A 26,187-nucleotide genomic window follows, 5' to 3' on the forward strand; every position below is an offset into this window, starting at 1 on the left:
ACCGAGTCCGGGTCAGAAGTCCCGGGCGCCCTGTGAGGACCATGCCGGCCATGGCTGGCCCACCCCCGCGAAGAAAGGGAGGCACATGTCCCGCCACCAGGCGGGGGTAAATCGAGGGCTGCGCGGGCCGCTCTTGCCTGGAGTGGACTCGAAGCAGTTGGCTTGGGTCCCATGAAGTACACGCAGCTCGGACGCACCGGACTCAAGGTCAGCCGACTCGTCCTCGGCACAATGAACTTCGGTCCGCAGACAGACGAACCGACCAGCCACGGAATCCTGGACGCCGCCCTCGACGCAGGTCTGAATTTCGTGGACACGGCCAACGTGTATGGGTGGGGTGAGAACAAGGGGCGCACCGAGGAGATCATCGGCACCTGGTTCGCCGGGGGTGGTGGGCGGCGCGAGAAGACGGTCCTCGCGACCAAGGTCTACGGCTCCATGTCCCGCGAGGGTGAGACGTGGCCGAACGAGGACCGGCTGTCGGCGCTGAACATCCGCCGGGCCGTCGAGGCCAGCCTCAAGCGGCTCCAGACCGACCACATCGACGTCTACCAGTTCCACCACATCGACCGCCGGACTCCCTTCGAGGAGATCTGGCAGGCCGTCGACGTGCTCATCCAGCAAGGCAAGATCCTCTATGCCGGATCCTCCAACTTCCCCGGCTACAAGATCGCCCAGGCCAACGAGACGGCCGCCCGGCGCGGGATGGTCGGCCTGGTCAGCGAGCAGTGCCTCTACAACCTCGCCGAGCGGCGGGCCGAGATGGAGGTCATCCCGGCGGCCCAGGAGTACGGCCTCGGGGTCATCCCGTGGTCGCCGCTGCACGGCGGGCTGCTGGGCGGGGTCATCAAGAAGGAGACCGAGGGCGGCCGCCGCGCCTCGGGGCGGTCCGCGGACGCGCTGGCCAACAGTTCGGTACGGGCGCAGGTGCAGGCATACGAGGACCTGCTCGACAAGCACGGCCTGGAGCCCGGCGAGACGGCTCTGGCCTGGCTGCTCACCCGGCCGGGAGTGACGGGCCCCATCGTCGGCCCGCGCACCGCCGAGCAGCTGGAGAGTGCCCTGCGGGCGCTGGAGCTGGAGCTGAGCGAGGAGGTACTGGCCGCCTTGGAGGAGATCTTCCCCGGCCCGGGACCGTCCCCGGAGGCCTTCGCCTGGTGATCAGGTAGCCGTACGTACGGTGGTCGCCGTCCCTTCGCCCTGGGCGGCGACCACCTCCTACTCAAGGTGGCGTTAACGTGCCTGGTTGGCGGTGTCGAAGAAGTTGATGCCGGCGTCGAGTGCCGTGTCCATGAGGGCGTGGCTCTCGGGCTCCCCGCTCTGGGGGCCGAAGTTCATGGTGCCGAGGACAAGTCGGCTGACTTTGAGGCCGGTGCGTCCGAGTTGCGTGTACTTCATGGGTCACTAGTGCTGTGACCGGAAAGGTCCACCGGGTCGCGGCGCCCGGCACGGCACCTCGCCGCGTTGTCGGACCACACCGGTACGTCCAGTACGAGGCGTGGCCCTCCGCCTTGCGAAGCACCGCACCGGACACCGCGACCCGGCAAACCTTTCCGGCCACAGCACTAGCCAACTGCCTGGAGCGCGCTCAAGGCAGGACCCGTCCGTGAAGGGCGTGTGACGAGTCCCGGTGGGGGTGGTGCTGCGGCCGGTACGGGCCGCCGATGCCCCACGCCTGGTGCAGGACCGCCGCGAACTCCCCCGCCAGCCGGTGCTCGCCCGAGGCGTTGGGGTGCGTGCCGTCGTAGGTGTCGTGGTGGAGCTCGTACGCCTCCGGACGCGCGGCCAGCAGGATCGGCGAGGCGTCGGTCGACAGGTCGGCGACGGCCTTCGCGAGCAGTTCGTTGAAGAGCGCGACCTCCGCCGCGAAGGGCGCGTCGTCCTGGGCCCGGACGTTGGGGATGACGGGCAGCAGCACCATCCGGATCCCGGGCCGGGCCGCGCGGGCCTCGGCGATGAAGCGGCGGGCGTTGGCGGCGGTGGCCCCGGCGGCGGTGTAGAAGCCCAGGTCTATGAGGCCGAGGGAGACGAGCAGCACGTCGGCCCGGGCTTCGCGGACGGCGGGCCCTATGAGCGGGGCCATGTGCTGCCAGCCCTCGCCCCAGCCGGCCAGGTGGCGGCGGGCGTGCTCGGGGAAGCCGGGGTCGGCGTAGTCGTGGCTGGTGGGCGCGTCCGAGAAGGTGTCGTACAGCTCGCGGCGCGGGCCGACGATCCGGTACGGGCCGCCGAAGGTCGCGTTGAGGTGCTGCCACATCCGGTAGCGCCAGGTGTAGTCGCCGGCGCGTCCGATGGTCATGGAGTCGCCGACGCACATGAAACGCATCCGGACATCATCGCGGATCACGCGATCGCGACCCCTGTGATGCCGGACACTCCGTGCGTGCTGGCAGGCTGGGGGCATGCGCCTGCGCCTGCTTCCGTCGACCGCCGCCGTTGCCGTGGTCGCCGCCTCCGGCTTTGCCTTCGTCCTGGCGGCCGCTGCGGTCCCCGCCGCCGCGGCCACCGCCGCCGCGAGCCCGGGCGCGTCCGGGTTCACCATCACCGACCCCCGGATCAAGGAGTCGAGCGGGCTCGCGGCCAGCCGGATCCACCCGGGCGTGTACTGGACGCACAACGACAGCGACGACGGCCCGTACGTGTACGCCGTGGACTCCGCGACCGGCAAGACGGTCGCACGGGTCACCCTGACGGGCATCGGCAAGCCGCGGGACGTCGAGGCGATCTCGCTGGGGCCGGACGGGCAGCTGTACGTCGGCGACATCGGCGACAACCTGGGCGGCTCCTGGAACCACGTGTGGATCTACCGCTTCCCGGAGCCGAAGACGCTCGGCGACGTCACCCTCAAGGCCGAGCAGTTCACCGTGAAGTACGCGGACGGGCCGCGCAACGCGGAGGCGCTGATGGTCCATCCGGTGACCGGGCGGGTGTACATCGCGAGCAAGGACGAGCGGGCGGGCGGGCTCTACGAGGGGCCGGCGGCGCTGTCCGCGTCCGGTACGAACACCTTCCGGCGGATCGGCGACGTGCCGTGGGTCACCGACGGGGCGTTCTCCCCGGACGGGGGGCGGCTCGCGCTGCGCGGGTACCTGTGGGCGAAGACGTACCCCTGGAAGGACGGCCGGCCGGCCGGGGACGGGGAGCAGGTGGCCGCGCCGTGGCAGGGGCAGGCGGAGTCGGTGACGTACACGGCGGACGGGTCGACGCTGATGTTCGGGGCGGAGGGGGTGGCGAGCAAGGTCGTGGCGATCCCGGTCGGCCCGACGGGGCCGTCGCCGACTCCGTCGGCGGCGGGGTCCGCGTCGGCGTCCGACTCGGGGGCCCGCCGCCCGTGCGGCCGCCGCCCCCCGCGGGCTGCGCTCCCGCTGGACCGCCCTCGGGGTGCTGTCCACCGGCGTGCTGATGACCGTCCTCGACGGCAGCATCGTCACCGTCGCGATGCCCGCCATCCAGAAAGACCTGGGCTTCACGCCCGCCGGACTCAGCTGGGTCGTCAACGCCTACCTGATCGCCTTCGGCAGCCTGCTGCTCCTCGCCGGCCGGCTCGGCGACCTGATCGGCCGCAAGCGGATGTTCCTGGCCGGGACCGGCGTCTTCACCGGGGCCTCGCTGCTCGCCGGATTCGCCGGCTCGGCCGAGGTGCTGATCGCCGCCCGCTTCCTGCAGGGCCTCGGCAGCGCCATGGCCGCGGCCGTCAGCCTCGGCATCCTGATCACGCTGTTCACCGAACCCCGCGAGCGGGCCAAGGCCATCGCCGTCTTCTCCTTCACCGGCGCGGCCGGGGCCTCCCTGGGGCAGGTGCTCGGCGGGGTCCTGACCGACGCCCTCGACTGGCACTGGATCTTCTTCATCAACCTGCCGATAGGCCTCGCCGCCCTCGCGCTGGCCCTGCCGGCGCTCCCCTCCACCCGGGGTCCGGGCCTGCGCGCCGGAGCCGACGTCCTCGGCGCCGGCCTGGTCACCGCCGGCCTGATGCTCGGCATCTACACCGTGGTCGAAGTCGAGCGGTACGGCTGGCTCTCGGCGCACACCCTCGGCCTCGGCGCCCTCTCCCTGGCCCTGCTCGCCGGCTTCGCGGTCCGCCAGGCCAAGGCCCGCACCCCCCTCGTACCGCTGCGGATCTTCCGCTCCCGCACCGTGGCCGGCGCCAACCTGGTCCAGATGCTGATGGTGGCCGCGCTGTTCTCCTTCCAGGTCCTGGTCGCCCTCCACCTCCAGAACGTGCTCGGCTACGGGGCCGCCGAGACCGGGCTCGCGATGCTCCCGGCGGCCGTGGTCATCGGCGGGGTCTCGCTCTTCGCCTCCGCCCCCCTGAACGCCCGCTTCGGCGAACGCCGCGTGCTCCTGGCCGGACTCGCCCTGCTCGTGGCCGCCCTCGGCTGGCTGACCCGGCTCCCGGTCCAGGCCGACTACGTCCGCGACCTGCTCCCCGTGATGCTGCTCGCCGCCGGCTTCGGCCTGGCCCTGCCCGCCCTGACCGCGCTCGGCATGTCCGGCGCCGACGAGCGTGACGCCGGCCTCGCCTCGGGCCTGTTCAACACCACCCAGCAGATCGGCATGGCCCTGGGCGTCGCGGTCCTGTCCACCCTGGCCGCCTCCCGCACCGACTCCCTGCTCGCCGCGGGACAGAGCCGCGCCGAGGCCCTGACCTCCGGCTACCACCTGGCCTTCGGGATCGGCGCCGGGCTGCTGGTCACGGCGCTCGTGGTGGCCGCGGCCCTGCTGCGGCCCGCCCGCCGCGCCTGACGGCGCCGGCCGGACACGGCTGTGGGCCGCTCCGCACCCGCGGAGCGGCCCACAGCCGCGTGCGCGCCCGCGCCCACCAGGCGCCGGCGCCTACTTCACTTCACTTCACTTCAATGCACTGCACTTCACTTCACGAACAGCCCGTTGAGCGTCCCGTAGTCGAGCGAAGCCCCGAGAGCCCCGTAGGTGCCCTGCCCCAGCAGTTCCTCGGCGGCGGCGCGGGCCGCCGAGTACGCCGCCTGCGCCACCGCGGTGCCGACGCTGACCCGGCGCACCCCGGCCGCCGCCAGCTCGGCGACCGACGGACCGCCCGGGCCCGCCATGGCGTTGACCGGCAGCGGCCCCCGCGCGATCTCGGCCAGGGCCGCCAGGTCCAGCAGGCCGGGCACGAAGATCCCGTCGGCGCCGGCCGCCGCGTACGCCTCCACGCGCGCGAGCACGTCCGCCAGCCGGCCCGGCTCCTCACCGATCCCGAACAGGAACACGTCGGTACGGGCGTTGACCACCAGCTCCGGCAGCCCGGCCGCGGCGGCCGCCTCGCGGGCGGCGCGGATCCGCCCGGCCTGCTCCGCGGCCGTGTACAGCGTGCCGTCGGACGCCTTGGAGTCCTCCAGGTTGATGCCGACGGCGCCCACCGCCACGACCTCGCGCACGGTCTGCCCGACGTCCTCGTAACCGCCCTCGACATCCACGGTGACCGGCAGGTCCACGGCCGCCACGATGCGCGCGGCAGCCTCCAGCATCCGCGCGCGCGGGGCGTGCTGGCCGTCGCCGCGGCCGATCCCCCAGGCCACGCCGCCGCTGGTCGTGGCGATCGCCGACGCGCCGGCCGCCTCGATCACCGCCGCGCTGGCCGCGTCCCAGGCGTTGGGCAGCACCAGGAGACCCTCGCCCAACGCCCGCAGCCGCAGGGCCTTCTCGGTGCTCTTCGCATCGACCGTCATTCGAAGTCTCCTCAAGCCGAACCTTGTTGAGTGGCCGCCACATCGCTCCACCGTCAGGACTCTAACCACCCGCCCCCGGGGCGCATCACGGCCCCTCCCGGCCGGATCTCCCGACCCGGATGACAGGCGTATGACAAGGCGGCGCCGGACCGGGGCGGGTGGGGTGGCAGACGGACCGGCGGCGACGGCGGGCGTGGCAGCGAACGGGCGGAATTTCGACCCCATGGCTCCGGGGACGGCCGCCCGGGCCGGTATTCGTTGACTGGTTTCTGCGGTTGTCGGCAATCTCGAGTTCACCGCGACCGACCGAAACGGGAGAACACCAGATGTCAGAAACCAGAGCTCCGAAAAAGGTGATTCTGGCGGAGCCGCGTGGATTCTGCGCCGGTGTGCGCCGAGCGATACAGATCGTCGAGGAGGCCCTGAACAAGTACGGAGCACCCGTATACGTCCGCAAGGAAATCGTCCACAACCACTACGTCGTCCGCTCCCTGGAGCAGCGCGGCGCGATCTTCGTGGACTCCGAGGAGGAAGTGCCGGAGGGCTCGGTCTGCGTGTTCTCCGCCCACGGGGTCTCGCCGGCCGTCCGCACCAACGCGGCGCACCGCGAGCTCGACGTCATCGACGCAACCTGCCCGCTGGTCTCCAAGGTGCACCAGGAGGCCATCCGCTACGCACGGGACGGCAAGACGATCCTCCTGATCGGCCACAGCGACCACGAAGAGGTCGAGGGCACCTACGGAGAGGCCCCCGCCTCGACCATCATCGTCGAGGACGTCGAAGCGGTGGCCGCGCTGGACCTGCCTTCGGACGCGGACGTGGCCTACCTGTCGCAGACCACGCTGTCGCTGGACGAGACCTCCGGCGTCATCGACGCCCTCCGGGAGAAGTTCCCGGCGCTCGAGGGCAAGGGCGACATCTGCTACGCCAGCCAGAACCGGCAGAACGCCGTGAAGGCGATCGCCCACCGCAGCGACCTGGTGCTCGTGGTCGGCTCGGTCAACTCCAGCAACTCGATCCGGATGGTCGAGGTGGCCCGCGACCTGGGCACCGCCGCGTACCTGGTGCCCGAGGTGGGCGACCTGCGCACCGAGTGGCTCGACGGGGTCTCCTCCGTCGGCGTGAGCGCCGGGGCGAGCGCGCCCGAGATCCTGATCGACCAGCTCCTCGAGCGGCTGGCGACGCTCGGCTACGTCGATCTCGAACTCGAGCAGACCGCCATCGAAAACGTGGTCTTCAGCCTTCCGGCAAGCCTCACCGGGGCATCGGTTCGGTGATCTATCCCGAAATCTTCACACGGTTTCGCGCACATTCCGATTTCATCTCAGAGAAGGCTGCCATGACGACCGTCGTTACCGATATTCAGCAACTCCGGGCCGGATTGCTCGACCAGGTGGAGCAGCGGCTCGAGCAGTTCGTCGAGCGCCAGCGCGCGTACTGGTACGGGATCAACCCCCGGGCCGCCCAGCCGGTGGACGCGATCTCCTCGCTGGTCGCCAGCGGCGGCAAGCGGCTGCGCCCCGTGTTCGCCCTCAGCGGCTTCCTGGCCGCCGGCGGCAACCCGTCCGACTCGGTCGCCATCGACGCCTCCGCGGCCCTCGAACTGCTCCAGGCGTTCGCGCTGATCCACGACGACGTCGTGGACAACTCCTCGCTGCGCCGCGGCTCCCCCACCGTCCACCGGCTGCACGAGGCCGAGCACCAGATCAACGGCTGGCAGGGCGAGTCCCGCCGCTTCGGCGAGGGCGTCGCGGTCCTCGCCGGCGACCTGGCCCTCATCTACGCCGACCAGCTCACCACCCGCTTCCCCGCCCCGGCCCGCGCCGTCTGGGACGAACTGCGCGCCGAGATGGTCATCGGCCAGCACCTGGACGTGGCGGTCGCCGCGGAGGGCGTGGTCGACCCCTCGCTGTCCCGCTGGATCGCGGTGTGCAAGTCGGGCCGCTACACCATCCACCGCCCGCTGGTGCTCGGCGCCACCCTGGCCGGACGCCCCGACCTGGCCTCGGCGTTCGAGACGTACGGGCTCGCCCTGGGCGAGGCCTTCCAGCTCCGCGACGACCTGATCGACGCCTTCGGCACCACCGAGGACGCCGGCAAGCCGACCGGCCTGGACTTCGCCGAGCACAAGATGACCCTCCTGCTGGCGCTGGCCGCCGAACAGGACGCCCGGGTGCGCTCGCTCCTGGACCGCAAGGACGGCGCCCCCTGGGACGTCGAGCTGCTGCGCAAGGTCCTGGAGGAGACCGGGGTCCGCGCCACCGTGGAGCGCACCATCGCCGGACTCGTGGACAAGGCCTGCGAGTCGATCGCCCGTTCGGGGCTGGACGAGTCCTGGTGCGAGGAGTTCTCCCGGCTGGCTACCCGGGTCGCCTACCGAAGCCACTGACCTCGAGAGCCAACGGGAGTGAATCATGCCCAGAACACTGATCGTAGGCTTCGGCCGGGCCGGTCACGGGCTCCATTGGACCGTCCTGGAGCGGCTGCGCCGCACCGAGCGCGGCGCCGCCCTCATCTCCGGCCTCCCGCCCGTGGTCTACGACTTCAACCCGCACACCCCGCAGCTCACCGACGCCGAGGTGATCTCCGTACCGGAGCTCGCCAAGGCCGCTGAGCTCCTCGATCCCAAGGACACCGTCGTCCACCTGTGCACGCCGCCCACGCACCGGCTGGAGCCGCTGCGGGAGCTGGCGGAGCTGGGGTTCGACCGGATCCTCGTGGAGAAGCCGCTGGTGGCCGACACCGAGGAACTGGCGGCCATCGACGCCCTGCGGGCCGGTCACGGCCTGAAGGTCATGGTGGTGGCGCACTGGCTGCAGAGCGCCCTGACCACCCGGCTGCGGTCCCTGGTGCAGGGCGGCAAGCTCGGCACGCTGGAGACCATCTTCGTGGCGCAGCGCAAGCCGCGCCTGGTGCGCACCCTGCAGACCGAGGGCCACCCGACGGCCTTCGACGTGGAGCTGCCGCACTCGGTGGGGGTGGCGCTCAAGCTGGCCGGCGAGGGCCGGACGGCCGGGGCCGAACTGCACGACATGCACGTCGGCGACAGGGTCATCCCCGAGATGGGGGCGGCCCGGCTGCTGCTGGACCACGACGGCGGCGTCCAGACGGAGATCTTCTCCGACCTGGCCTCGCCGATCCGGGAACGGGTGATCCGCCTCGGGTTCAGCGACGGGTGGGCCGTGGGCCACTACCCGATCAGCGAGAGCGACGACTACGCGCACCTGCACACCTCCGCCGACGGGAAGAACGTCCGCTCGGTCTTCCGGGACGACTCCCTGGCCCGGTTCCTGCTCCACGCGTACGAGCAGTTCACCACGGACGCGGACCTGGAAGCCGACTTCCGGCTCAACTCCCGGGTGACGACCGTGCTCGCGGAAGCCAAGGAACTGGCCAGGATCGCCCGTCTCGAAGAGGCGCTCCAGGAAGAGGCACTGCCCCATGCTTCCTGACCTGCGGAGCGTCGCGCGGCACGCGCCGAGGGGCGAGGCAGCCCCCGGGATCCTCTACGCGGGGATCGGCGACGAGGCCGGGCGCACTCTGGAGCAGCAGGTCCGCGCGGTCTCCGGACTGGGCTGGCAGCTGATCGAGATGCGCAGCGTGGGCGGGGTCGCGATCGCGGACCTGGACGACGCGGCCTTCGGCGCCTGCCTGCGGGCGCTGGGGGAAGCGGGGCTGGGCACCGCGTGCGTGGACTCGCGGATCGCGGACTGGTCGAGGCCGATCAGCCAGGGCGTCGAGCAGGACCTGGCCGAGCTGAACCGGCTCGCCGAGCGGTGCGCCGCCCTCGGCACCCGCTACGTGCGGGTCATGTCCTACCCCAACGACGGGTGGGACGAGGCCGAGTGGGGCACCGAGGTGATCCGCCGGATGCGGCTGCTGGCCGCCCGGGCGAACGCCTCGGGCCTGGTCCTCCTGCACGAGAACTGTGCGGGCTGGGCCGGGCGCAGCGCGGAGCGGATGCTGCGGCTGCTGGCGGAGGTGGACAGCCCGGCGCTGCGGCTGCTGTTCGACACCGGCAACGGGGCGGCGTACGGGTACGAGGCCTACGGGGTGCTGGAGCGGCTGATGAGCCAGTGCCCCGAGGCGGTCGCCCACGTCCACGTGAAGGACGCGGTCGGCAGCGGGACGGCCGCGGCCTACACGCTGCCCGGCCGGGGCGAGAGCCAGGTGGCCCGGTGTCTGCGGCTGCTGCTGGAGCACGGGTACACCGGCGCCTGGTCGATCGAACCGCACCTGGCGCTGCGGCCGCACGAGAGCCGCACCGAGCTGGGCGAGGACGGGCCCGACCTGTTCGTGGAGTACGGGCGGCACCTGGAACACCTGGTCGCCACCGAGGTCGTGGCATCGGCCACTGACGAGACGAGAGAGGAGAACGCACGTGCCGGCATCGACCACTGAGCCGCGGACCGCGCCGCTGCGGACCGCGCCGCTCACCGCCGGGGACGACGCGCTGCTGCTGCGGCTGCTGTCCCTGCCGACCGCCGGTCCGCTGGAGACCGGGGCGGGCGGCGAGGTCCGGCTGTGGGAGGCCCAGCTGGCCTACGCCGAGGCGGCCCGGGAGCTCGGTTTCACCGTCGAGTGGCACGGCACCGCCGACGCCGACGAGCTGGCCGACGAGCAGGTCCCGGCGGTCGTGCGGTGGGCGGTGCGGGACGGCGGGGAGTTCCTGGCCTCGCAGCCCAGCCTGGTGCTGCGGCTCGGGCCGCCGCTGCCGCGGTCGCGGACCGTGATGTTCAACATCCACGTGGACACGGTCGCCGGGGTGCAGCCGGTGTCGCTGGCCGACGGCCGCTTCCACGGCCGGGGCGCCATCGACGCCAAGGGCCCCGCGGTGGCCCTGCTGGCCGGAATCCGGGCGGCGCTCGACGCGGAGCCCGCCGTCGGCCGCGAGATTGGTGTCCTGATCCAGCTGGTGTCCGGCGAGGAGGGCGGCGCCATGGGGGTCTACGGCACCCGGCCGCTGATCGAGCGTGGGTACACGGGCCGGTTGAACATCTTCTGCGAGCCGACGGGGCGGCGGCTGCTGACCCGCTCCACGGCCGCGATGACGGCCCGGGTGCGGGTGGCGGGCGACGACTCCATCGACGACGCCCCGGCCGCCGGGCACAACGCGACGGTCCTGCTGGGGCACGTGGCCGGCCACCTGGCCGACACCCTGCCGCGGTACGCGACCAGCGGCCAGGTGTGCGTGGCCGGCCTGCAGACCGGACCGCTGCACAACAAGGTCTACGGGACGGGCCAGTTGCTGCTGAACCTGTCCTACGGCTCCGGCGCCGACGGCATCGCACTGGAGGAGGCCGTAGGCCACGAGCTGCGCCTGGCGCTGGCCGGCTTCCGCCACCGCTTCGCCGGCAGCGAGCTGATCGGGCGGACCGCCGCGGACGCGGAGGAGATCACCACCCTGGACTGGCTCAAACGCGGACTGCCCGCCCTGGAGTCCCGCGACGCGTGGGCGGAGCGGCTGCTGACCGAGGAGGCCGGGCTGGAGCGCTGGCCGGCCGACGAGGCCGCCTTCACCTGCGACGCCATCTGGGCCGACGGGCTGCCGGACGGGTTCACGGCCGTGTTCGGCCCCGGGGACCTGCAGCGCAACAACGCCCACGCCGAGGGCGAGTTCGCCGACCGGGAGGAACTCGAACTGTTCGCCGGGGACATCGCCCGGCTACTGATCGCCTTCGCCACCAACGACCTGCCGTCGACGACGTCGACGTCGACGACGTGATGAGGAAGCACATGACCACCGCCACAGCCACCGCCGAGCGGTCCCGCACCGTCCGGCTCGACCACGGCGAGCTCGTCGGCTTCACCGCCGAGGTGTTCGTCCGCCGGGGCCTGGCCGAGGACCGGGCACGGGCCGCCGCCGAGGCGCTGGTGTACGGGGACCTGACCGGGGTCAGCTCCCACGGCCTGGCCAACCTGACCCGCCAGTACCTGCCCCTGTTCGACGAGGGGCGCGCCGACCCCGAGGCCAATCTGGAGATCGTCGCCGATCGGGGCGCGGCGGTCCTGGTGGACTCGCACCGGGCGCTGGGCCTGTGGTCGGCGGGCGCGGCGATGGAGCTGGCCGCCGAGCGGGCCCGGACCCACGGGATCGGCCTGGTCTCCCTGTACAACGGCACCCACTTCGGGTGCGCCGGGTACTTCACGGGCAAGCTGGCCCAGCAGGGCCAGATCGGCCTGCTGGCCGGCAACTGCGGCGGGCAGCGCATCATCCGCCCGCCGGGCGGAGCCGCCGCGATGCTCGGCACCAACCCGTTCAGCCTGGCCGTACCGGCCGGCGAACACCCCCCGTACGTCCTGGACATGAGCACCACGGTGGTCCCCACGGGCCGGGTGCGGGCGGCCGAGCGGGCCGGGAAGCGGATCCCCGAGGGCTGGCTCGCCGACGACGCGGGCACCCCGGTCACCGACCCCGGAGCCTTCGACCGCGGCGAGGCGCACCTGCAGTGGCTGGGCGGGCGCCCGGAGACCGGCGCCTACAAGGGGTACGGGCTGAGCCTGCTGGTGGAGACGCTGGCGGCGCTGCTGCCCGGCGCGAACCTCGGTCCGACCGGGGAGCTCGGCGGGGCCCGCCCCAACGGCCGCGACGACAACATCGGCTTCCTCGCCCTGGCGATCGCACCGGGCACGCTGCGCCCCGAGGGCGAGTTCCTGGCGCAGGCCGACGATCTGTTCGCCTCCCTGCTGGGGGCCCCGGCGATCGATCCCGCCCGGCCGGTGAGCTACCCCGGCTGGCCCGAGGACCGGCACGCGCGCCAGGCGCGCGAACACGGCGTACCGCTGGCCGCCGCCCTCCACGGCGAGCTGCTGGCAGTCGCCGAGCAGTACTCCCTCGTCCCGCCCGCTCCCCTTGGAGGAGAACGATGAGCAAGATCCGTATCGGCATCGTGGGGCTGGGAGTGATCTCCCGCTTCTACCTGGAGGCGCTCGAGGGCCTCCCGGGCCTGGAACTGGCCGCCGTGTGCGACCTCAACGAAGAGGTGCTGGCCCCCTTCGAGGGGAAGATCCCCACCTACCGCGACCACCGCGAACTGCTGGCCGGCACGGAGCTCGACGCGGTCGTCGTCAACGTCCCCAACGACGTGCACTTCGCGGTCGTCCGGGACGCCCTGAGCGCCGGACGCGCGGTCTGCGTCGAGAAGCCCCTCGCGATCACCGTGGAGGAGGGCCGGACGCTGCGGGCACTGGCCTCCGTCCGCAAGGTGGCGCTGTTCACCGCGTACCACCGCCGCTACAACACCAACGTCCTCGCCCTGCGGGACGGCCTGCCGGACGGTGTCCCCGTCGAGAAGCTGACGGTGCGCTACTGGGAGAAGATCGAGGAGCACGTCGGCCGCGACCAGTGGTACCTGAACCCGGAGCGGTGCGGCGGCGGCGCGGTCGCCGACAACGGCCCCAACGCCATCGACGTGGTGCACCTGCTCCTCGGCGAGGTCTCGCTGACCGGCGCGGACGTCACCCGCGACGAGAACGGCGTGGACCAGCAGGCCGTGATCCGGCTGACCTCGGCCGACGGGACCGAGGCCGTCGTGGACCTGGACTGGGCCTACGGCCACGGGGAGCTCAAGGACGTCGAGGTCGTGCTCGGCGACGGGCGCCGGTTCTCCGCCGACATGCTGGGCGGCTACCCGGGCTTCAAGAGCTCGCTGGGCCACGAGTACGTGGGCGTCCTCGAGGAGTTCGCCGAGGTGCTGCGCGGCGAGCGCGCCACCTGGCCGGACGGCCTGGCCACCCTCGAACTCGTCCACCAGGTCTACCGGTCCGAGCGCACGGCCGTCACCGCCGGCTGACCGGGGCCTTCCCGCACGCATCGCACCGCAGGCATCGCATCGCATCGCATCGATCCAGCACCACACCAAGGGAGTTGAACTGTCATGGCACACCCGGAGAACGGTCGGAAGAAGAGCGTCAACGGCGTTGTCGTCAAGGTGCTCAAGCACCGCCGAGACGACCGCGGCATGGTCCTGGAGCCGTACACGAGCCGCTGCGTGCGGGAGGGCGAGATCCACGAGCTGGTGACCACCGACCAGGTCACCACCCAGCCGGGCGGCACCGTCGACCGGGTGGCGTTCCTCGGCTTCGTCGAGCTCACCAACGGCGGGGTCCTGGACCGCGGCGACGAGGTCTGGTCCGGTGAGCAGCGCGTCGGCACCGTCCTCGGCTACGACGCCTGCCACTTCCCCAACCACTACAACGTCCTGATCTCCACCGACACCCCGAAGACCGGCCCGGAGATCGGCCTGGAGCCGTCCACGGAGATCCGCTTCGTGCCGGCCGAGGGCCACCGCGACCGCGCCGAGGGCGTCGGCCGGCTGCTGCGGGCCGTGCGCACCCCGCAGGACCTGCGCTCGATGAACCACGAGCAGCTGAACCAGCTGGCGGGGGAGATCCGCCAGACCCTGGTGGAGAAGGTCTCCAAGACCGGCGGCCACCTCGGCCCCAACCTCGGTGTCGTCGAGCTGACCATCGCCCTGCACCGGGTGTTCCGCTCCCCGCACGACTCGATCGTCTGGGACACCGGCCACCAGACCTACGTCCACAAGATGCTGACGGGCCGCGCCGACCAGTTCGACAAGCTGCGCCAGGCCGACGGCCTCTCGGGCTACCCCTCGCGGGCCGAGTCGGTCCACGACCTGGTGGAGAACTCCCACGCGACCACCGCCCTGTCCTACGCGGACGGCCTGGCCAAGGCGTACAAGCTCAAGGGCCAGAAGGACCGCTTCGCGGTCGCGGTCATCGGCGACGGCGCCATGACCGGCGGCATGTGCTGGGAGGCCATCAACAACATCGCGGCCGACAAGGAGCTGCCGGTCGTCATCGTCGTCAACGACAACGGCCGCTCGTACGCGCCGACCATCGGCGGCCTGGCCGAGCAGCTGACCAAGCTGCGCACCTCGCACAAGTACGGCCGGGTGCTGGAATGGGGCAAGCTGGTCGCCAAGGCCCCGGTGCTGGGCAGCGGACTGTACGACGTCCTGCACGGCGCGAAGAAGGGCCTCAAGGACACCGTCGCCCCGCAGAACCTCTTCGACGGGCTCGGCCTGAAGTACATCGGCCCGGTCGACGGCCACGACACGGTGGCGCTGGAGAAGGCCCTGACGCGGGCCCGCCACTTCGGCGGCCCGGTCCTCGTCCACGTCATCACCACCAAGGGCAACGGCTACGCCCCGGCGGAGAACCACGAGCTGGACCGCTTCCACGCCACGGCCGCCTTCGACATCAGCACCGGCCGGGCGAAGGCCCCCGCGACCCCGGCCCCGCGCAGCTGGACCTCGGTGTTCAGCGAGGAGATCGTCAAGGCCGGACACCGCCGCGAGGACCTGGTGGCGATCACGGCGGCGATGCTGGAGCCGACCGGGCTGCGGGACTTCTCGCTGGCCTTCCCGGAGCGCACCTTCGACGTCGGCATCGCCGAGCAGCACGCGGTGACCTCGGCGGCGGGCCTGGCCATGGGCGGCATGCACCCGGTCGTGGCGATGTACGCGACCTTCCTGAACCGCGCGTTCGACCAGGCGCTGATGGACGTGGCCCTGCACAAGCAGCCGGTCACCTTCGTCCTGGACCGGGCCGGTGTGACGGGTGACGACGGCGCCAGCCACAACGGCATGTGGGACCTGTCGATCCTGAACGTGGTGCCGGGGATGCGGATCGCCGCCCCGCGCGACGGCCGCCGGCTGGGCGAGCTGTTCCAGGAGGCCATCGAGGTCAAGGACGGGCCCACCGCGGTGCGCTTCCCCAAGGGGCCGGTGCAGTCCGACATCGACACGGTGGACAGGGTCGGCGGCATAGACGTCCTGCACCGCGGCGAGAGCGCGGACATCCTCCTCGTCGCCGTCGGCAGCATGGCGCAGACCTGCCTGGACGCGGCCTCCCTGCTGGAGGCCGACGGGATCGGCTGCACCGTGGTCGACCCCCGCTGGATCAAGCCGGTCGACCCGGCCCTGATCCCGCTGGCCGCGCGCCACCGCCTGGTGGCGACCGTCGAGGACAACGGCCTGTCCGGCGGCGCCGGTTCGGCCGTGGCGATGGCCCTGCGCGCCGCGGGCGTGGACACCCCGACCCGCGAGTTCGGCATCGCCCAGGAGTTCCTCGACCACGCCAAGCGCGCCGACATCCTCAAGGCGCTCGGCCTGACGCCGGGCGACATCGCCCTCAAGCTCTCCGGGGCCCTGCAGCGGCAGCCCGCCGCCCAGCTGCCCGCCGAGCAGCTGGTCTGACCGGCGCGACGTACCCGACGTACCCGAAGGACCCGACGTACCTGCTGGACCCGACGTACCTGCTGGACCTGACGTACCTGCTGGACCTGCTGTGTCCGCCCTTGCCCGTTCTTGCGAAGTCTCCCGAAGGGACCCCCGTCATGACCGTTCTGCTCGGCTCGCCCACCCTGCCGCCCAAGTCCGTCGCCCCGCGCCGCCACACCCGCCAGATCATGGTCGGCAACGTCGCCGTCGGAGGCGGTGCCCCCGTCTCGGTGCAGTCCATGACCACGACGCTCACCTCCGACGTGAACGCCACGCTCCAGCAGATCGCCCAGCTCACCACGGCCGGCTGCCAGATGGTCCGCGTCGCGGTGCCCTCGCAGGACGATGCGGACGCCCTGTCGGAGATCGCCCGCAAGTCGCAGATCCCGGTCATCGCCGACATCCACTTCCAGCCCAAGTACGTGTTCGCCGCCATCGACGCCGGCTGCGCCGCGGTCCGCGTCAACCCAGGCAACATCATCCAGTTCGACGACAAGGTCAAGGAGATCGCCCGGGCCGCCTCCGGCGCCGGCGTCCCGATCCGGATCGGCGTCAACGCCGGCTCCCTCGACAAGCGGCTCCTGAAGAAGTACGGCAAGGCCACGCCCGAGGCGCTGGTCGAGTCGGCCCTGTGGGAGTGCTCGCTGTTCGAGGAGCACGGCTTCCAGGACATCAAGATCTCCGTCAAGCACAACGACCCGGTCGTCATGATCGAGGCGTACCGGCAGCTGGCCGCGCAGTGCGACTACCCGCTGCACCTCGGCGTCACCGAGGCGGGCCCGGCCTTCCAGGGCACCATCAAGTCGGCGGTCGCCTTCGGCGCGCTGCTCGGCGAGGGCATCGGCGACACGATCCGGGTGTCGCTCTCCACTCCCCCGGTGGAGGAGATCAAGGTCGGCCTGCAGATCCTCGAGGCCCTGAACCTGAAGAAGCGCGGCCTGGAGATCGTCTCCTGCCCCGGCTGCGGCCGCGCCCAGGTCGACGTGTGGAAGCTGGCGGACCAGGTCACGGCCGGCCTGGAGGGCCTGGACGCCCCGCTGCGGGTCGCGGTCATGGGCTGCGTCGTCAACGGTCCGGGCGAGGCCCGCGAGGCCGACCTCGGTGTCGCCTCGGGCAACGGCAAGGGCCAGATCTTCGTGAAGGGCGAGGTCATCAAGACCGTCCCCGAGTCCAAGATCGTGGAGACCCTCATCGAGGAGGCGCTCAAGCTGGTCGAGGCGATGCCGGCGGAGGAGCGGTCCTCCCGGGCCGGCGACGCGACCAGCGTCAAGGTGCTGTGACGAGAGGTCCCCGCGGAGCTCCGCCGCGGCCCGCCGGACACTCCTCGGTGTGCCGGGGCCACCCCGCCCCGCCCACGCGCGGCCCACCAGGCAGCGGCCCCGCCCTTCGCAGTGAAGGGCGGGGCCGCTGTACGCCGAGACGCGCCGGGACGCGCCGGGACGCGCCGGGACGACCAGGGAGGTCAGTCCGGGAGGTCAGTCCGGGGACGGGCCCGCGGCCAGGGCCGCGCGGCGGGTGAGCATCGCGCGCAGCCGGCGGCGGTCCGGTGCGCCGGACCCGGCGCGGGGCAGGGCGCCCACCAGCTCCAGCCGGGCCGGCAGATGGGCCTCGGCGGTGCCCAGCCCCAGCAGGTGCTCGCACAGCTCCGGCAGGCTCGGCGGATCCCCGTCCGGGACCACCACGGCGCAGGCCAGCTCCCCGTGCAGGGGGTCCACGTAGGCCACCACGGCGGCCTCCGCGATCCGGGGATGGGCCGCCAGCCGCTCCTCGATCTCGGTCACGGGCAGCAGGAAGACCCCGCCGACCTCCTCGGGGGCCGCCGCCCCGGCGACCCCGGCCGCGGTGCCCGGTGCGGCCTCGCCGGTGTGCTCCCAGGTCGGCCTGAGCCCGCCGGCCCCGCGCTGCCACCGGGCCAGCCGGGTGGCGGGCCCGGGCCCCTCGGGGTCCTGCCCGCCGGACGGATCCGCGCCCGCCGTCAGCGGCACCCGCCAGCTCTCGCGCATCTCCCGGACCAGCCCGGCGGAGGTGCCGGCCGCGTCGGAGGACAGTGCCCGGCGCAGGGTGCTCAGGTCCCGGGGCTTCTCCGCCTGCGCGGCCAGCAGTTCCGACCACTGGGCGGGGGTGGCGAAGGCCAGGCCCGCACCGGTGCGGGCCAGCAGGTCCAGCGCGGTCTCCGGGTCCCACACGTCTTGCAGTACGGCCGTGCCGCCGCGCGAGAGGGGGCCGAGCACCGAGTGCAGCAGCGAGGGCAGCACCGCGAGCGGCAGGGCCGAGAACCCCGCCTCGCCCGGATGCGGGGCACCGGCGCCCCCGAGCCCGGCGTACAGGGAGTTGGGGGTGTGCATGTCCATGGTGTGGGTCTCCCGCAGCCCCACCGAGTTGACGTTCAGGCAGATCCGGTCGGCGAGGTCCGCGGGCATCGGCAGCCAGCCGGTGCGGTGGTAGCGCTCGTGGGGGGTGCGGACGAAGTGCCGGGTGAAGTCGAGGGCGCCGGTGGACTCGGCGTCGCCGAGCACGATGCGGTGGCGCAGCCAGGGCAGCGAGGACGCCAGGTCGGCGAGGGTCTCGGCGGGCGCGGCGCCCTCCCACAGGTCCGGCACCACGCACAGGCGGGGCTGGGCGGCGGTCAGTACCGCTTCCAGGTCCTGCGCGCCGTAGCCGGGCATCACCGGCACCGCCACGGCACCGGTCCGCAGGCAGGCCAGGAACAGGGCGCAGCTCTCCCACCAGTTGGGCAGCTGGAAGGCGACGGGGTCGCCGGGGCGGATGCCGAGGGCGGCCAGCGCGTGCGCGAACCGGTCGACGAGCGCGACGAGCTGCCCGTACGAGATCCGGGCGATCCGGGTCCCGGCGGGCTGGTGGGCGCGGTGCGCGGTGATCGCGGTGCGGTGCGGGTGGGCGGCCCCGGCCCGGTACAGGTCGTGCAGGACGGTGGCCCGGCGCCATCGGCCCCGGCGGACGAACTCCTCGGCGAGGGCGGCCGGCGGGCGCAGCGCGGCGAGCAGGTCGGCGAGCGGCACCCCGCCGTCGGCGGGGTCCGCCGCGGTGCGGGGCGCGGGCTGCCGCGGTGCGGCCATCAGTTCCTCCTGCCGACGGCCCAGGCCACCTGGACGCGCGAGTTGCAGCCCAGCTTGCGCATGACGTGCCGGACGTGGTTGACGACGGTCCACTCCGCGATCTCCAGCCGCCCGGCGATCTGGCGGTTGGTGAGCCCCTCGGCGACCAGCAGGGCCACTTGGAGCTGGCGCGGGGTCAGGACGGCGGCCTCGCCGCGGTCCTCGTGGCGGCCGGTTCCGACGGCGGCCAGGGCCTCGCCGGCCATGGCCTCCGGGCGCAGCCGCAGCCCCTCCACCCAGGCGGTGGCGAAGACGGTCCAGCCGAGCTGGCGGCGCAGTCCGGTGACAGCCTCCTGGACCCGGTCCCAGTGGTCGTCGGGGACCTTGGCACCGGTACGCCGGCGCAGCGATTCGGCGGCGGCGAGCAGCCGGGTGGCCCGCTGGGGCTGGCCGGCGGCGCTCTGGATGAGCAGGGCGAACTCCTCCAGGGCGGCGGGGAGTTCGGTGCGCTCGTCGACGGAGTCGAACAGTCGCAGGCTTTCGCGCAGCGCGCTCCGCGCGGCCTCCTCGTCGTTCTCGCGCAGCGCGGCGCGGGCGACGGCGAGCAGGGTGCGGGCCAGGTCGCGCACCTCCCCGCTCTGGCGGTGGATGCGTACGGCCCGGTCCAGGAGCGCCCGTACCTCCTCGGCGGGTCCGGCGGCGAGGGCTTCGGCGAGGGCGGTGGCGGCCTCGGCGGAGCCGGCGGTGTCGCCCTGCGCCTCCAGGGTGGCGCGGGCGGCGGACAGCAGGGACTGGCCCACGGCCCGGTCCCCGCAGTGGAAGTAGGCCAGGCCCATGCGGGCGGAGGCGCGGGCGCCCTGCCGGGGGTCGCGCAGCTGCTTGTAGAGGGCGACCGCACGGCGGTGCCGGTGGGAGGCGCCGTCGTGGTCGCCGAGGGCGGCGGCGAGGCAGCCGGCCCCGTCGTGCAGCCGGGCGCGCATCCGCAGCAGCTCCTCGTCCTGCGCGTCCTGCGCGTTCTGCGTCTTCTGCTCCTCCTGGAGGGCCTGGGCGGTGGTGTCGAACCAGCGCAGCCCCTCCTTGAGTTCGCCGCGCACCAGCCAGGGCCGCAGGCTGGCGGCGGCGAGCGCCGCCCGCCCCCGCAGGTCGCCCTCGTCCCGCAGGTGGGCGAGGGCGGCCAGCACGTTCTCGTGCTCCACGGCGGCGGCCCGCAGCCAGCGGCGCTGCTCGGAGCCGTTGAACCGGCCGTCGAGGGTGTGCAGGAGCCCCTGGTAGTGGCGGGCGTGGGCCTGGCGCGCGGAGCGCTCCGCGCCGGAGTCCGCGAGGAGCGCGAGCCCGTACGTGCGGATGGTGCGCGACATCGTCAGGCGGCTGTCGGCGCGCGGGTGTTCGGTCAGGGAGAGCAGGTTGCGGTCGAGGAGCGCCTCGATGGCCTCGGCGCTCTCGCCGGGCGCCAGCGGGGTGACCTTCTCGGCCGTGGCGAGGGTGGCGCCGCCCTCGAAGACGGCCAGGTGCCCGAGCAGGGTGCGCTGCCGCTCGCTCAGGCCCCGGCAGCTCCACTCGGCCATGGCCAGTACGGAGCGCTGGCGCGCGGGCGCGTCGACGGGGCCGGACAGGTGGCTGTCGCCGCCCCGGACCAGCCAGGCGTGCAGTTCGCGCAGCGGGAACAGGCGCAGCCGCCAGGCGGCCAGCTCCAGTACCAGCGGCACGCCTTCGAGGAGGTTGCAGACGGCGACGACCGATTCGACGTTCTCCGCGGTGAGCGTGAACTCGGGGTTCACCTCGTGGGCGCGCCGGGTGAAGAGCTGGACGGCCGGGTTCTCCTGGACGTCGGCGACCTCGGGCTCCGCGAGCGGTCCGGGCGGGGCCAGCGGTGCCACGGGGACCACGCGCTCCCCGTAGATGCGCAGGGCCTGCTGCCCGGTGGCCAGCACGGTCAACGCGGGCTGTGCGGCGAGGTGTTCGGCGACGGCGGGTGCGAGGACGCCGGTCAGGTGCTCGACCCCGTCGAGGATCAGCAGGAACCGCAGCGGGTCCGCGCCGCCGGGATGCGACTGGGCTCTGGCGACGGCCGCGGCGGCCGCGGCGGCGCCCGCGGCGACGGCCCCGGCGACCGCTTCGACGGCCGCGTCCGGCGACGCGCAGGCGGGCAGGTCCACGGAGCGGACGCCGCCGGGGAACTCGGCGGCGAGGCCGTGCGCGGCCTCGGCGGCCAGTCTGCTCTTGCCGACGCCGGCGGGGCCGGTGAGCGTGGCGAGCCGGACGGCCCGGTCCTGGAGCCTCCCTTGGATTCCCATCAGATCGAGTTCCCTGCCCACCAGTCCGGCGGACAGCTGAGGCGTCCCGAGATCGATCGACATTTTTCCCCCATGTCTTGATGCCCGGTGGCTGGCTTTCGGAACTGAACGGGGGGACGAAAGGTGTCCCACCGTGCGGTTCCGGAAGCTAGTCAGCGGGCCTTAAGGGGCTCTGAAGGCGAGGCCCGCGCGGTCACGGCGACGGGGCCGAGGGCGCCTTTAGCCCGTCACAAGCCCTTCTGGTTCGAATGCGGGGCGAGCTGGACAGCTCGCGCCGGCAACGACACCAGGAACGTTTCCGCCACCCCGAGGAGCCACCCGTGACGTACGTCATCGCTCAGCCTTGCGTCGACGTGAAGGACAAGGCCTGCATCGACGAATGCCCCGTGGACTGCATCTACGAGGGCCCGCGCATGCTGTACGTCCAGCCCGACGAATGCGTCGACTGCGGGGCGTGCGAACCGGTCTGCCCCGTCGAGGCGATCTTCTTCGAGGACGACGTGCCGGAGGAGTGGGCCGGGTTCGGACCGGCGAACATCGAGATCTTCGAGACCGTCGGCTCCCCGGGCGGCGCGAGCAACGCGGACCCGCTGGCGGCCGACCACCCGTTCGTGGCCGCCCTTCCCCTGGCCGCCGCCCATGTCTGAGCTCCTGACGGCCGCCGCCGCACCGCTCGCCGACCCACGCGTGGCCCAGCCGATCGCCTCCGGCCCGCGCAGCGTGGTCATCCTCGGCTCCACCGGCTCGATCGGCACGCAGGCCGTCGACGTGATCCGCCGCTCGCCCGGCCGGTTCCGCGTGCTCGGCCTGGCCGCGGGCGGCGGCCGCCTGGAGCTGCTGGCCGAGCAGGCCCTCCTCCTCGGTGTGGAGTACGTGGCGGTGTCGGACGCCGACGCCCTGCCGGCCCTGCGCGGGCTGCTCGCGGCACGGGCCGCCGGCCGCGCGCTGCCGAAGCTGCTGGGCGGACCCGACGCGGCCACCGAGCTGGCGGGCCTGGAGTGCGACGTGGTGCTCAACGGCATCACCGGATCCATTGGCCTGGCCCCGACGCTGGCCGCCCTGGAAGCCGGCACCGTGCTCGCGCTGGCCAACAAGGAGTCCCTGGTCGCGGGCGGTCCGCTGGTGAAGCGGCTGGCACGACCGGGGCAGATCGTGCCCGTCGACTCCGAGCACTCGGCGCTGTACCAGTGCCTGACCGGCGGCCGCGACACGGAGGTGCGCCGCCTGGTCCTCACGGCCAGCGGCGGGCCGTTCCGCGGCCGGGCCCGGGCCGATCTGGAGAACGTCACCCCGCAGCAGGCGCTGGCCCACCCGACCTGGGACATGGGCCCGATGGTGTCGGTGAACTCGGCCACGCTGATGAACAAGGGGCTCGAGGTCATCGAGGCCCACCTGCTCTTCGACATCCCCTTCGACCGCATCGACGTGGTGGTCCACCCCCAGTCGGTCGTGCACTCCATGGTCGAGTTCACCGACGGTTCCACGCTGGCCCAGGTCAGCCCGCCGGACATGCGGATCCCCATCGCGCTCGGACTGGGCTGGCCGGACCGGGTGCCGGACGCCGCCCCCGGATGCGACTGGACCACGGCGACGGCCTGGACCTTCTTCCCGCTGGACCACGAGGCCTTCCCCGCCGTCGGCCTCGCGCAGCACGCGGGCCGCGCGGGCGGTGTGGCGCCCGCCGTCTTCAACGCCGCCAACGAGGAGGCCGTGGGCGCCTTCCTCGCCGGCCGGCTGCCGTTCACCGGCATCGTGAGCACCGTGCAGCGGGTGGTGGACGAGCAACTGGACGCCACCCCGAGCGCCGCCGCTCTGACCCTGTCCGACGTGCTCGACGCCGAGAAGCGGGCCCGGGTCCGCGCGCGCGAGCTGGCCGGCTGAACCGGCCCGAGAGACGCGTAGATCCCCCGTCCGGCCGTGCCGGGCGGGGGATCTACGCGTACGGGGCGTACGGGGCGTACGGAGTCTGCGGGCGTACGGGGCCGGTCAGCGGCCGACGGGGGCCGCCGTCAGCACCGACAGGTACGCGACCAGCGCGTCGATCGTCGGGTGGTCGTAGACCAGGGTCGAGGGGACGATCAGGCCCCGCTCGTCCTCCAGGTCACCGCACAGGGTCAGGGCGCAGACCGAGTCCATGCCGTAGACGGCGAGCGGGGTCCGGGGGTCGAGGCTGCCGACCGGCCGGCCGAGGTGGAGCGCGAGGCGTTCGGTCAGCCAGCCGCGCAGCTCTCCGGCCACCGGCGGGGCTCCGGGGGTGGTCATGGCTGGTCCTCCTGTACGCGAGGTCGTCGCGGCCCGTGGGCCGCCGCCTCAGGATGGTCACCGCGCCCGCTAAAGGCACGGCTGGGGCTGTGGCTGTGGCTCGTGATGGCGCGCGGTGCGGGAGGACGGCCGCGGCAACCCCCGGTCGGGGGCTGCCGCGGCCGTCCTCCTCGCGCGGCGGGCTCGGGCGGCCCGCCCGGCCTCAGTAGCGGTAGTGGTCCGCCTTGTACGGGCCCTCGATCTTGACGCCGATGTACTCGGCCTGCTCGGGGCGCAGGGCCGTCAGCCTCACTCCGAGGGCGTCGAGGTGCAGGCGGGCCACCTTCTCGTCCAGGTGCTTGGGCAGCACGTGGACGCCGACCGGGTACTCCTCGGGCTTGGTGAACAGCTCGACCTGGGCGATCGTCTGGTTGGCGAAGGAGTTCGACATCACGAAGGACGGGTGGCCCGTCGCGTTGCCCAGGTTCATCAGGCGGCCCTCGGACAGCACGATGACGACCTTGCCGTCGGGGAACTTCCAGGTGTGGACCTGGGGCTTCACCTCGTCCTTGACGATGCCCTCGATCTTCGCGAGGCCGGCCATGTCGATCTCGTTGTCGAAGTGGCCGATGTTGCCCACGATCGCCTGGTGCTTCATCTTGGCCATGTCGGCGGCCATGATGATGTCCTTGTTGCCCGTGGTCGTGATGAAGATGTCGGCGATCTCCACGACGTCGTCGAGGGTGGCGACCTGGTAGCCGTCCATGGCCGCCTGGAGCGCGCAGATCGGGTCGATCTCGGTGACGATGACGCGGGCGCCCTGGCCGCGCAGGGACTCCGCGGAGCCCTTGCCGACGTCGCCGTAACCGCAGACGACCGCGACCTTGCCGCCGATCAGCACGTCGGTGGCGCGGTTGATGCCGTCGATCAGGGAGTGCCGGCAGCCGTACTTGTTGTCGAACTTCGACTTCGTCACGGAGTCGTTCACATTGATCGCCGGGAACAGCAGCCGGCCGTTCGCGGCCAGTTCGTACAGGCGGTGGACGCCGGTGGTGGTCTCCTCCGTCACACCGCGGATCTCGCCGGCCGTGTCGGTCCACTTCGACGGGTTGGCCTTCAGGGTCCGCCCGAGGAGTTCGAGGATGAGCGCGAACTCGTCGTTCTCGGCGGTGGAGGGGTCGGGGACCTCGCCGGCCTTCTCGAACTCGACGCCCATGTGCAGCAGGAGGGTGGCGTCGCCGCCGTCGTCCAGGATCATGTTCGGGCCCAGCTGGCCCGGCCAGGTCAGCACCTGCTCCGTGCACCACCAGTACTCCTCCAGCGTCTCGCCCTTCCAGGCGAACACCGGTATGCCCTGCGGGTCTTCCGGGGTACCGGTCGGGCCGACCGCGATGGCGGCGGCCGCGTGGTCCTGCGTGGAGAAGATGTTGCAGGAGGCCCAGCGGACCTCCGCGCCGAGGGCGACGAGCGTCTCGATCAGGACGGCGGTCTGCACGGTCATGTGCAGCGAACCGGTGATCCGGGCGCCGGCCAGCGGCTGCGCGGCGGCGTACTCCGCGCGCAGCGACATCAGCCCGGGCATCTCGTGCTCGGCGAGGGTGATCTCCTTGCGGCCGAAGGCGGCGAGGGAGAGGTCGGCGACCTTGAAGTCGGCCACCTGCGTGCTGGTCATTCGAATTCCTCCGTGCGGGGTGATGGTCGGGGTCAGGCGACCGCTGCGCGGGCCGACAGGCGGGCCCGGGCCAGTCCCAGGTTCTGGTGGATCTCCAGGGCGGCCGTGGAACGGTTGAGGGTGATGTAGTGCAGGCCGGGCGCCCCCTCGGCGAGGAGCCGTTCGGCCATGTCCGTCGCGTGCCCGACGCCGATCCGGTGTCCTTCGGCGCGGTCGTCACGGGCCGCCTCCAGCCTCTGGGCCAGGGCGTCGGGGAAGGAGGCGTTGCTGAGTTCGGCGAACCGCCGGATCTGGCGGACGTCGGTGGCGGGCATGATCTCCGGGATGATCGGGATGTCGCAGCCGGCCGCCGCGACCCGGTCGCGCAGCCGCAGGTAGTCCTCGACCCGGAAGAACATCTGGGTGATGGCGTAGTCCGCGCCGGCCCGGCACTTGGCCACGAAGTGGCCGATGTCGCTCTCCCAGTCCGCGGAGCGCGGATGGCGTTCGGGGAAGGCGGCGACGCCCACGCCGAAGCGGCCGACCTCCTTGACGAGGGTCACGAGCTCATCGGCGTGGGTCAGTCCCTCCGGGTGCGGGATCCAGGGGCCGTTCGGATCGCCCGGCGGGTCCCCGCGCAGCGCGAGGACGTCGTGGATCCCGGCATCGGCGTACTGGCCCATGATCTGGCGCAGTTCCGCCACGGAGTGCCCGACCGCGGTCAGGTGCGCGACGGCGCGCAGGGTGGTCTGGGTGGCGATCTTGTGGGTGGTCGCGATGGTGCGGGTACGGGAGGAGCCGCCGGCCCCGTAGGTCACCGAGACGAAGGTCGGGGCGACGGCCTCGACCCGGCGGATCGCGTGCCACAGGCGGCGCTCCCCGGCCTCGTCCTTCGCGGGGAAGAACTCGAAGGAGTAGGAGCGCTCGCCGTCGGCGGGAAGCAGGGCCGGGCGGTATCGGCCGCGCTCGGCGGAGCGCTGCGGACCTGACATGGAGGTTCCTTCCGGACGTACG

Annotated in this window: 20 protein-coding genes and 2 pseudogenes; 14 read left to right on the top strand and 8 right to left on the bottom strand. The window is 72.8% G+C overall.

Translation table 11 applies throughout. The annotated features are described in order from the left end of the window. Nucleotides 1-171 precede the first annotated feature (171 nt). Nucleotides 172-1,161, top strand: a complete 990-nt coding sequence (locus DRB89_RS19915; RefSeq protein WP_112449611.1) for an aldo/keto reductase — start codon at nucleotides 172-174, stop codon at nucleotides 1,159-1,161. Between the two features lie 84 nt (nucleotides 1,162-1,245). Here the strand turns inward: DRB89_RS19915 and DRB89_RS19920 are convergent. Together DRB89_RS19920 and DRB89_RS19925 are read right to left on the bottom strand one after the other, a co-directional pair. After that, a pseudogene (locus tag DRB89_RS19920) lies at nucleotides 1,246-1,398 on the bottom strand (aldo/keto reductase); the annotation flags it as partial. Nucleotides 1,399-1,588: 190 nt separating this feature from the next. After that, nucleotides 1,589-2,323 (bottom strand): GDSL-type esterase/lipase family protein, encoded by a 735-nt coding sequence (locus tag DRB89_RS19925; RefSeq protein ID WP_112449610.1) that lies wholly within the window; start codon nucleotides 2,321-2,323, stop codon nucleotides 1,589-1,591. Nucleotides 2,324-2,399: 76 nt separating this feature from the next. Here DRB89_RS19925 and DRB89_RS44695 point away from each other — a divergent pair. Beyond that, nucleotides 2,400-3,254, top strand: a pseudogene (locus DRB89_RS44695) (WD40 repeat domain-containing protein); the annotation flags it as partial. A gap of 97 nt (nucleotides 3,255-3,351) precedes the next feature. Beyond that, nucleotides 3,352-4,743 (top strand): MFS transporter, encoded by a 1,392-nt coding sequence (locus DRB89_RS19935; protein ID WP_204358198.1) that lies wholly within the window; start codon nucleotides 3,352-3,354, stop codon nucleotides 4,741-4,743. A gap of 125 nt (nucleotides 4,744-4,868) precedes the next feature. On the opposite strand, the gene DRB89_RS19940 is transcribed toward DRB89_RS19935, so the two are convergent. Beyond that, nucleotides 4,869-5,687, bottom strand: a complete 819-nt coding sequence (locus tag DRB89_RS19940; protein WP_112449668.1) for an isocitrate lyase/phosphoenolpyruvate mutase family protein — start codon at nucleotides 5,685-5,687, stop codon at nucleotides 4,869-4,871. A gap of 326 nt (nucleotides 5,688-6,013) precedes the next feature. On the opposite strand from DRB89_RS19940, the gene DRB89_RS19945 reads away from it, so the two are divergent. From DRB89_RS19945 to ispG, 9 genes are all read left to right on the top strand, one after another. Further along, on the top strand, nucleotides 6,014-6,964 hold the full coding sequence (locus DRB89_RS19945; RefSeq protein WP_112449669.1) for a 4-hydroxy-3-methylbut-2-enyl diphosphate reductase: 951 nt from the start codon (nucleotides 6,014-6,016) through the stop codon (nucleotides 6,962-6,964). A gap of 62 nt (nucleotides 6,965-7,026) precedes the next feature. Next, nucleotides 7,027-8,076 (top strand): polyprenyl synthetase family protein, encoded by a 1,050-nt coding sequence (locus DRB89_RS19950; protein WP_112449670.1) that lies wholly within the window; start codon nucleotides 7,027-7,029, stop codon nucleotides 8,074-8,076. Between the two features lie 25 nt (nucleotides 8,077-8,101). Beyond that, nucleotides 8,102-9,139 (top strand): Gfo/Idh/MocA family oxidoreductase, encoded by a 1,038-nt coding sequence (locus tag DRB89_RS19955; protein ID WP_112449671.1) that lies wholly within the window; start codon nucleotides 8,102-8,104, stop codon nucleotides 9,137-9,139. Then, nucleotides 9,129-10,088, top strand: coding sequence for a sugar phosphate isomerase/epimerase family protein (locus DRB89_RS19960; protein ID WP_112449672.1), 960 nt, complete (start codon nucleotides 9,129-9,131; stop codon nucleotides 10,086-10,088). The genes DRB89_RS19955 and DRB89_RS19960 overlap by 11 nt, the downstream gene beginning before the upstream one ends. Then, nucleotides 10,069-11,412: a M20/M25/M40 family metallo-hydrolase gene (locus DRB89_RS19965; RefSeq protein WP_239516242.1), complete on the top strand. Its 1,344-nt coding sequence runs from the start codon at nucleotides 10,069-10,071 to the stop codon at nucleotides 11,410-11,412. The genes DRB89_RS19960 and DRB89_RS19965 overlap by 20 nt, the downstream gene beginning before the upstream one ends. A gap of 11 nt (nucleotides 11,413-11,423) precedes the next feature. Next, nucleotides 11,424-12,557 (top strand): Ldh family oxidoreductase, encoded by a 1,134-nt coding sequence (locus tag DRB89_RS19970; RefSeq protein WP_112449673.1) that lies wholly within the window; start codon nucleotides 11,424-11,426, stop codon nucleotides 12,555-12,557. Then, nucleotides 12,554-13,480, top strand: coding sequence for a Gfo/Idh/MocA family oxidoreductase (locus DRB89_RS19975; RefSeq protein ID WP_112449674.1), 927 nt, complete (start codon nucleotides 12,554-12,556; stop codon nucleotides 13,478-13,480). Before DRB89_RS19970 ends, DRB89_RS19975 begins: the two co-directional genes overlap by 4 nt. A gap of 84 nt (nucleotides 13,481-13,564) precedes the next feature. Next, entirely contained in the window at nucleotides 13,565-15,907 is a 2,343-nt protein-coding gene (gene dxs, locus DRB89_RS19980; protein WP_275431969.1) for a 1-deoxy-D-xylulose-5-phosphate synthase, read from the top strand. 140 nt (nucleotides 15,908-16,047) lie between these two features. Then, nucleotides 16,048-17,211 carry a flavodoxin-dependent (E)-4-hydroxy-3-methylbut-2-enyl-diphosphate synthase gene (gene ispG / locus DRB89_RS19985; protein WP_112449675.1) on the top strand — a complete coding sequence of 388 codons (1,164 nt, stop codon included), beginning with the start codon at nucleotides 16,048-16,050 and terminating at the stop codon, nucleotides 17,209-17,211. Between the two features lie 195 nt (nucleotides 17,212-17,406). Here the strand turns inward: ispG and DRB89_RS19990 are convergent, their stop codons facing one another. Beyond that, on the bottom strand, nucleotides 17,407-19,008 hold the full coding sequence (locus tag DRB89_RS19990; protein ID WP_112449676.1) for an AMP-binding protein: 1,602 nt from the start codon (nucleotides 19,006-19,008) through the stop codon (nucleotides 17,407-17,409). Then, nucleotides 19,008-21,344: a LuxR C-terminal-related transcriptional regulator gene (locus DRB89_RS19995; protein WP_112449677.1), complete on the bottom strand. Its 2,337-nt coding sequence runs from the start codon at nucleotides 21,342-21,344 to the stop codon at nucleotides 19,008-19,010. The genes DRB89_RS19990 and DRB89_RS19995 overlap by 1 nt, the downstream gene beginning before the upstream one ends. A gap of 257 nt (nucleotides 21,345-21,601) precedes the next feature. Between DRB89_RS19995 and fdxA the strand changes: the two genes are divergently transcribed. Further along, complete coding sequence (fdxA, locus tag DRB89_RS20000) at nucleotides 21,602-21,928, top strand: ferredoxin (protein WP_112449678.1); 327 nt, start codon at nucleotides 21,602-21,604, stop codon at nucleotides 21,926-21,928. Continuing rightward, nucleotides 21,921-23,162, top strand: a complete 1,242-nt coding sequence (gene dxr / locus DRB89_RS20005; RefSeq protein ID WP_112449679.1) for a 1-deoxy-D-xylulose-5-phosphate reductoisomerase — start codon at nucleotides 21,921-21,923, stop codon at nucleotides 23,160-23,162. Before fdxA ends, dxr begins: the two co-directional genes overlap by 8 nt. Nucleotides 23,163-23,267: 105 nt before the next feature. Here dxr and DRB89_RS20010 read toward each other — a convergent pair whose 3' ends face one another. From DRB89_RS20010 to metF, 3 genes are all read right to left on the bottom strand, one after another. After that, on the bottom strand, nucleotides 23,268-23,543 hold the full coding sequence (locus DRB89_RS20010) for an acyl carrier protein (protein ID WP_112449680.1): 276 nt from the start codon (nucleotides 23,541-23,543) through the stop codon (nucleotides 23,268-23,270). Nucleotides 23,544-23,745: 202 nt separating this feature from the next. Beyond that, nucleotides 23,746-25,194: an adenosylhomocysteinase gene (gene ahcY / locus DRB89_RS20015; protein WP_112449681.1), complete on the bottom strand. Its 1,449-nt coding sequence runs from the start codon at nucleotides 25,192-25,194 to the stop codon at nucleotides 23,746-23,748. A 32-nt stretch (nucleotides 25,195-25,226) separates the two neighbouring features. After that, complete coding sequence (metF, locus tag DRB89_RS20020) at nucleotides 25,227-26,165, bottom strand: methylenetetrahydrofolate reductase [NAD(P)H] (RefSeq protein WP_112453581.1); 939 nt, start codon at nucleotides 26,163-26,165, stop codon at nucleotides 25,227-25,229. Nucleotides 26,166-26,187 lie beyond the last annotated feature (22 nt).

The organism is Streptomyces sp. ICC4 (assembly GCF_003287915.1).
In the GTDB taxonomy this organism is placed as follows: Bacteria; Actinomycetota; Actinomycetes; order Streptomycetales; family Streptomycetaceae; genus Streptomyces; species Streptomyces tritrimontium.

Coding starts and splice junctions, on each gene's coding strand:
- DRB89_RS19915 (WP_112449611.1), top strand. CDS start 172: ATGAAGTACACGCAGCTCGGACGCACCGGACTCAAGGTCAGCCGACTC.
- DRB89_RS19925 (WP_112449610.1), bottom strand. CDS start 2,323: ATGCGTTTCATGTGCGTCGGCGACTCCATGACCATCGGACGCGCCGGC.
- DRB89_RS19940 (WP_112449668.1), bottom strand. CDS start 5,687: ATGACGGTCGATGCGAAGAGCACCGAGAAGGCCCTGCGGCTGCGGGCG.
- DRB89_RS19945 (WP_112449669.1), top strand. CDS start 6,014: ATGTCAGAAACCAGAGCTCCGAAAAAGGTGATTCTGGCGGAGCCGCGT.
- DRB89_RS19950 (WP_112449670.1), top strand. CDS start 7,027: ATGACGACCGTCGTTACCGATATTCAGCAACTCCGGGCCGGATTGCTC.
- DRB89_RS19955 (WP_112449671.1), top strand. CDS start 8,102: ATGCCCAGAACACTGATCGTAGGCTTCGGCCGGGCCGGTCACGGGCTC.
- DRB89_RS19960 (WP_112449672.1), top strand. CDS start 9,129: ATGCTTCCTGACCTGCGGAGCGTCGCGCGGCACGCGCCGAGGGGCGAG.
- DRB89_RS19970 (WP_112449673.1), top strand. CDS start 11,424: ATGACCACCGCCACAGCCACCGCCGAGCGGTCCCGCACCGTCCGGCTC.
- DRB89_RS19975 (WP_112449674.1), top strand. CDS start 12,554: ATGAGCAAGATCCGTATCGGCATCGTGGGGCTGGGAGTGATCTCCCGC.
- dxs (WP_275431969.1), top strand. CDS start 13,565: ATGGCACACCCGGAGAACGGTCGGAAGAAGAGCGTCAACGGCGTTGTC.
- ispG (WP_112449675.1), top strand. CDS start 16,048: ATGACCGTTCTGCTCGGCTCGCCCACCCTGCCGCCCAAGTCCGTCGCC.
- DRB89_RS19990 (WP_112449676.1), bottom strand. CDS start 19,008: ATGGCCGCACCGCGGCAGCCCGCGCCCCGCACCGCGGCGGACCCCGCC.
- DRB89_RS19995 (WP_112449677.1), bottom strand. CDS start 21,344: ATGTCGATCGATCTCGGGACGCCTCAGCTGTCCGCCGGACTGGTGGGC.
- dxr (WP_112449679.1), top strand. CDS start 21,921: ATGTCTGAGCTCCTGACGGCCGCCGCCGCACCGCTCGCCGACCCACGC.
- DRB89_RS20010 (WP_112449680.1), bottom strand. CDS start 23,543: ATGACCACCCCCGGAGCCCCGCCGGTGGCCGGAGAGCTGCGCGGCTGG.
- ahcY (WP_112449681.1), bottom strand. CDS start 25,194: ATGACCAGCACGCAGGTGGCCGACTTCAAGGTCGCCGACCTCTCCCTC.
- metF (WP_112453581.1), bottom strand. CDS start 26,165: ATGTCAGGTCCGCAGCGCTCCGCCGAGCGCGGCCGATACCGCCCGGCC.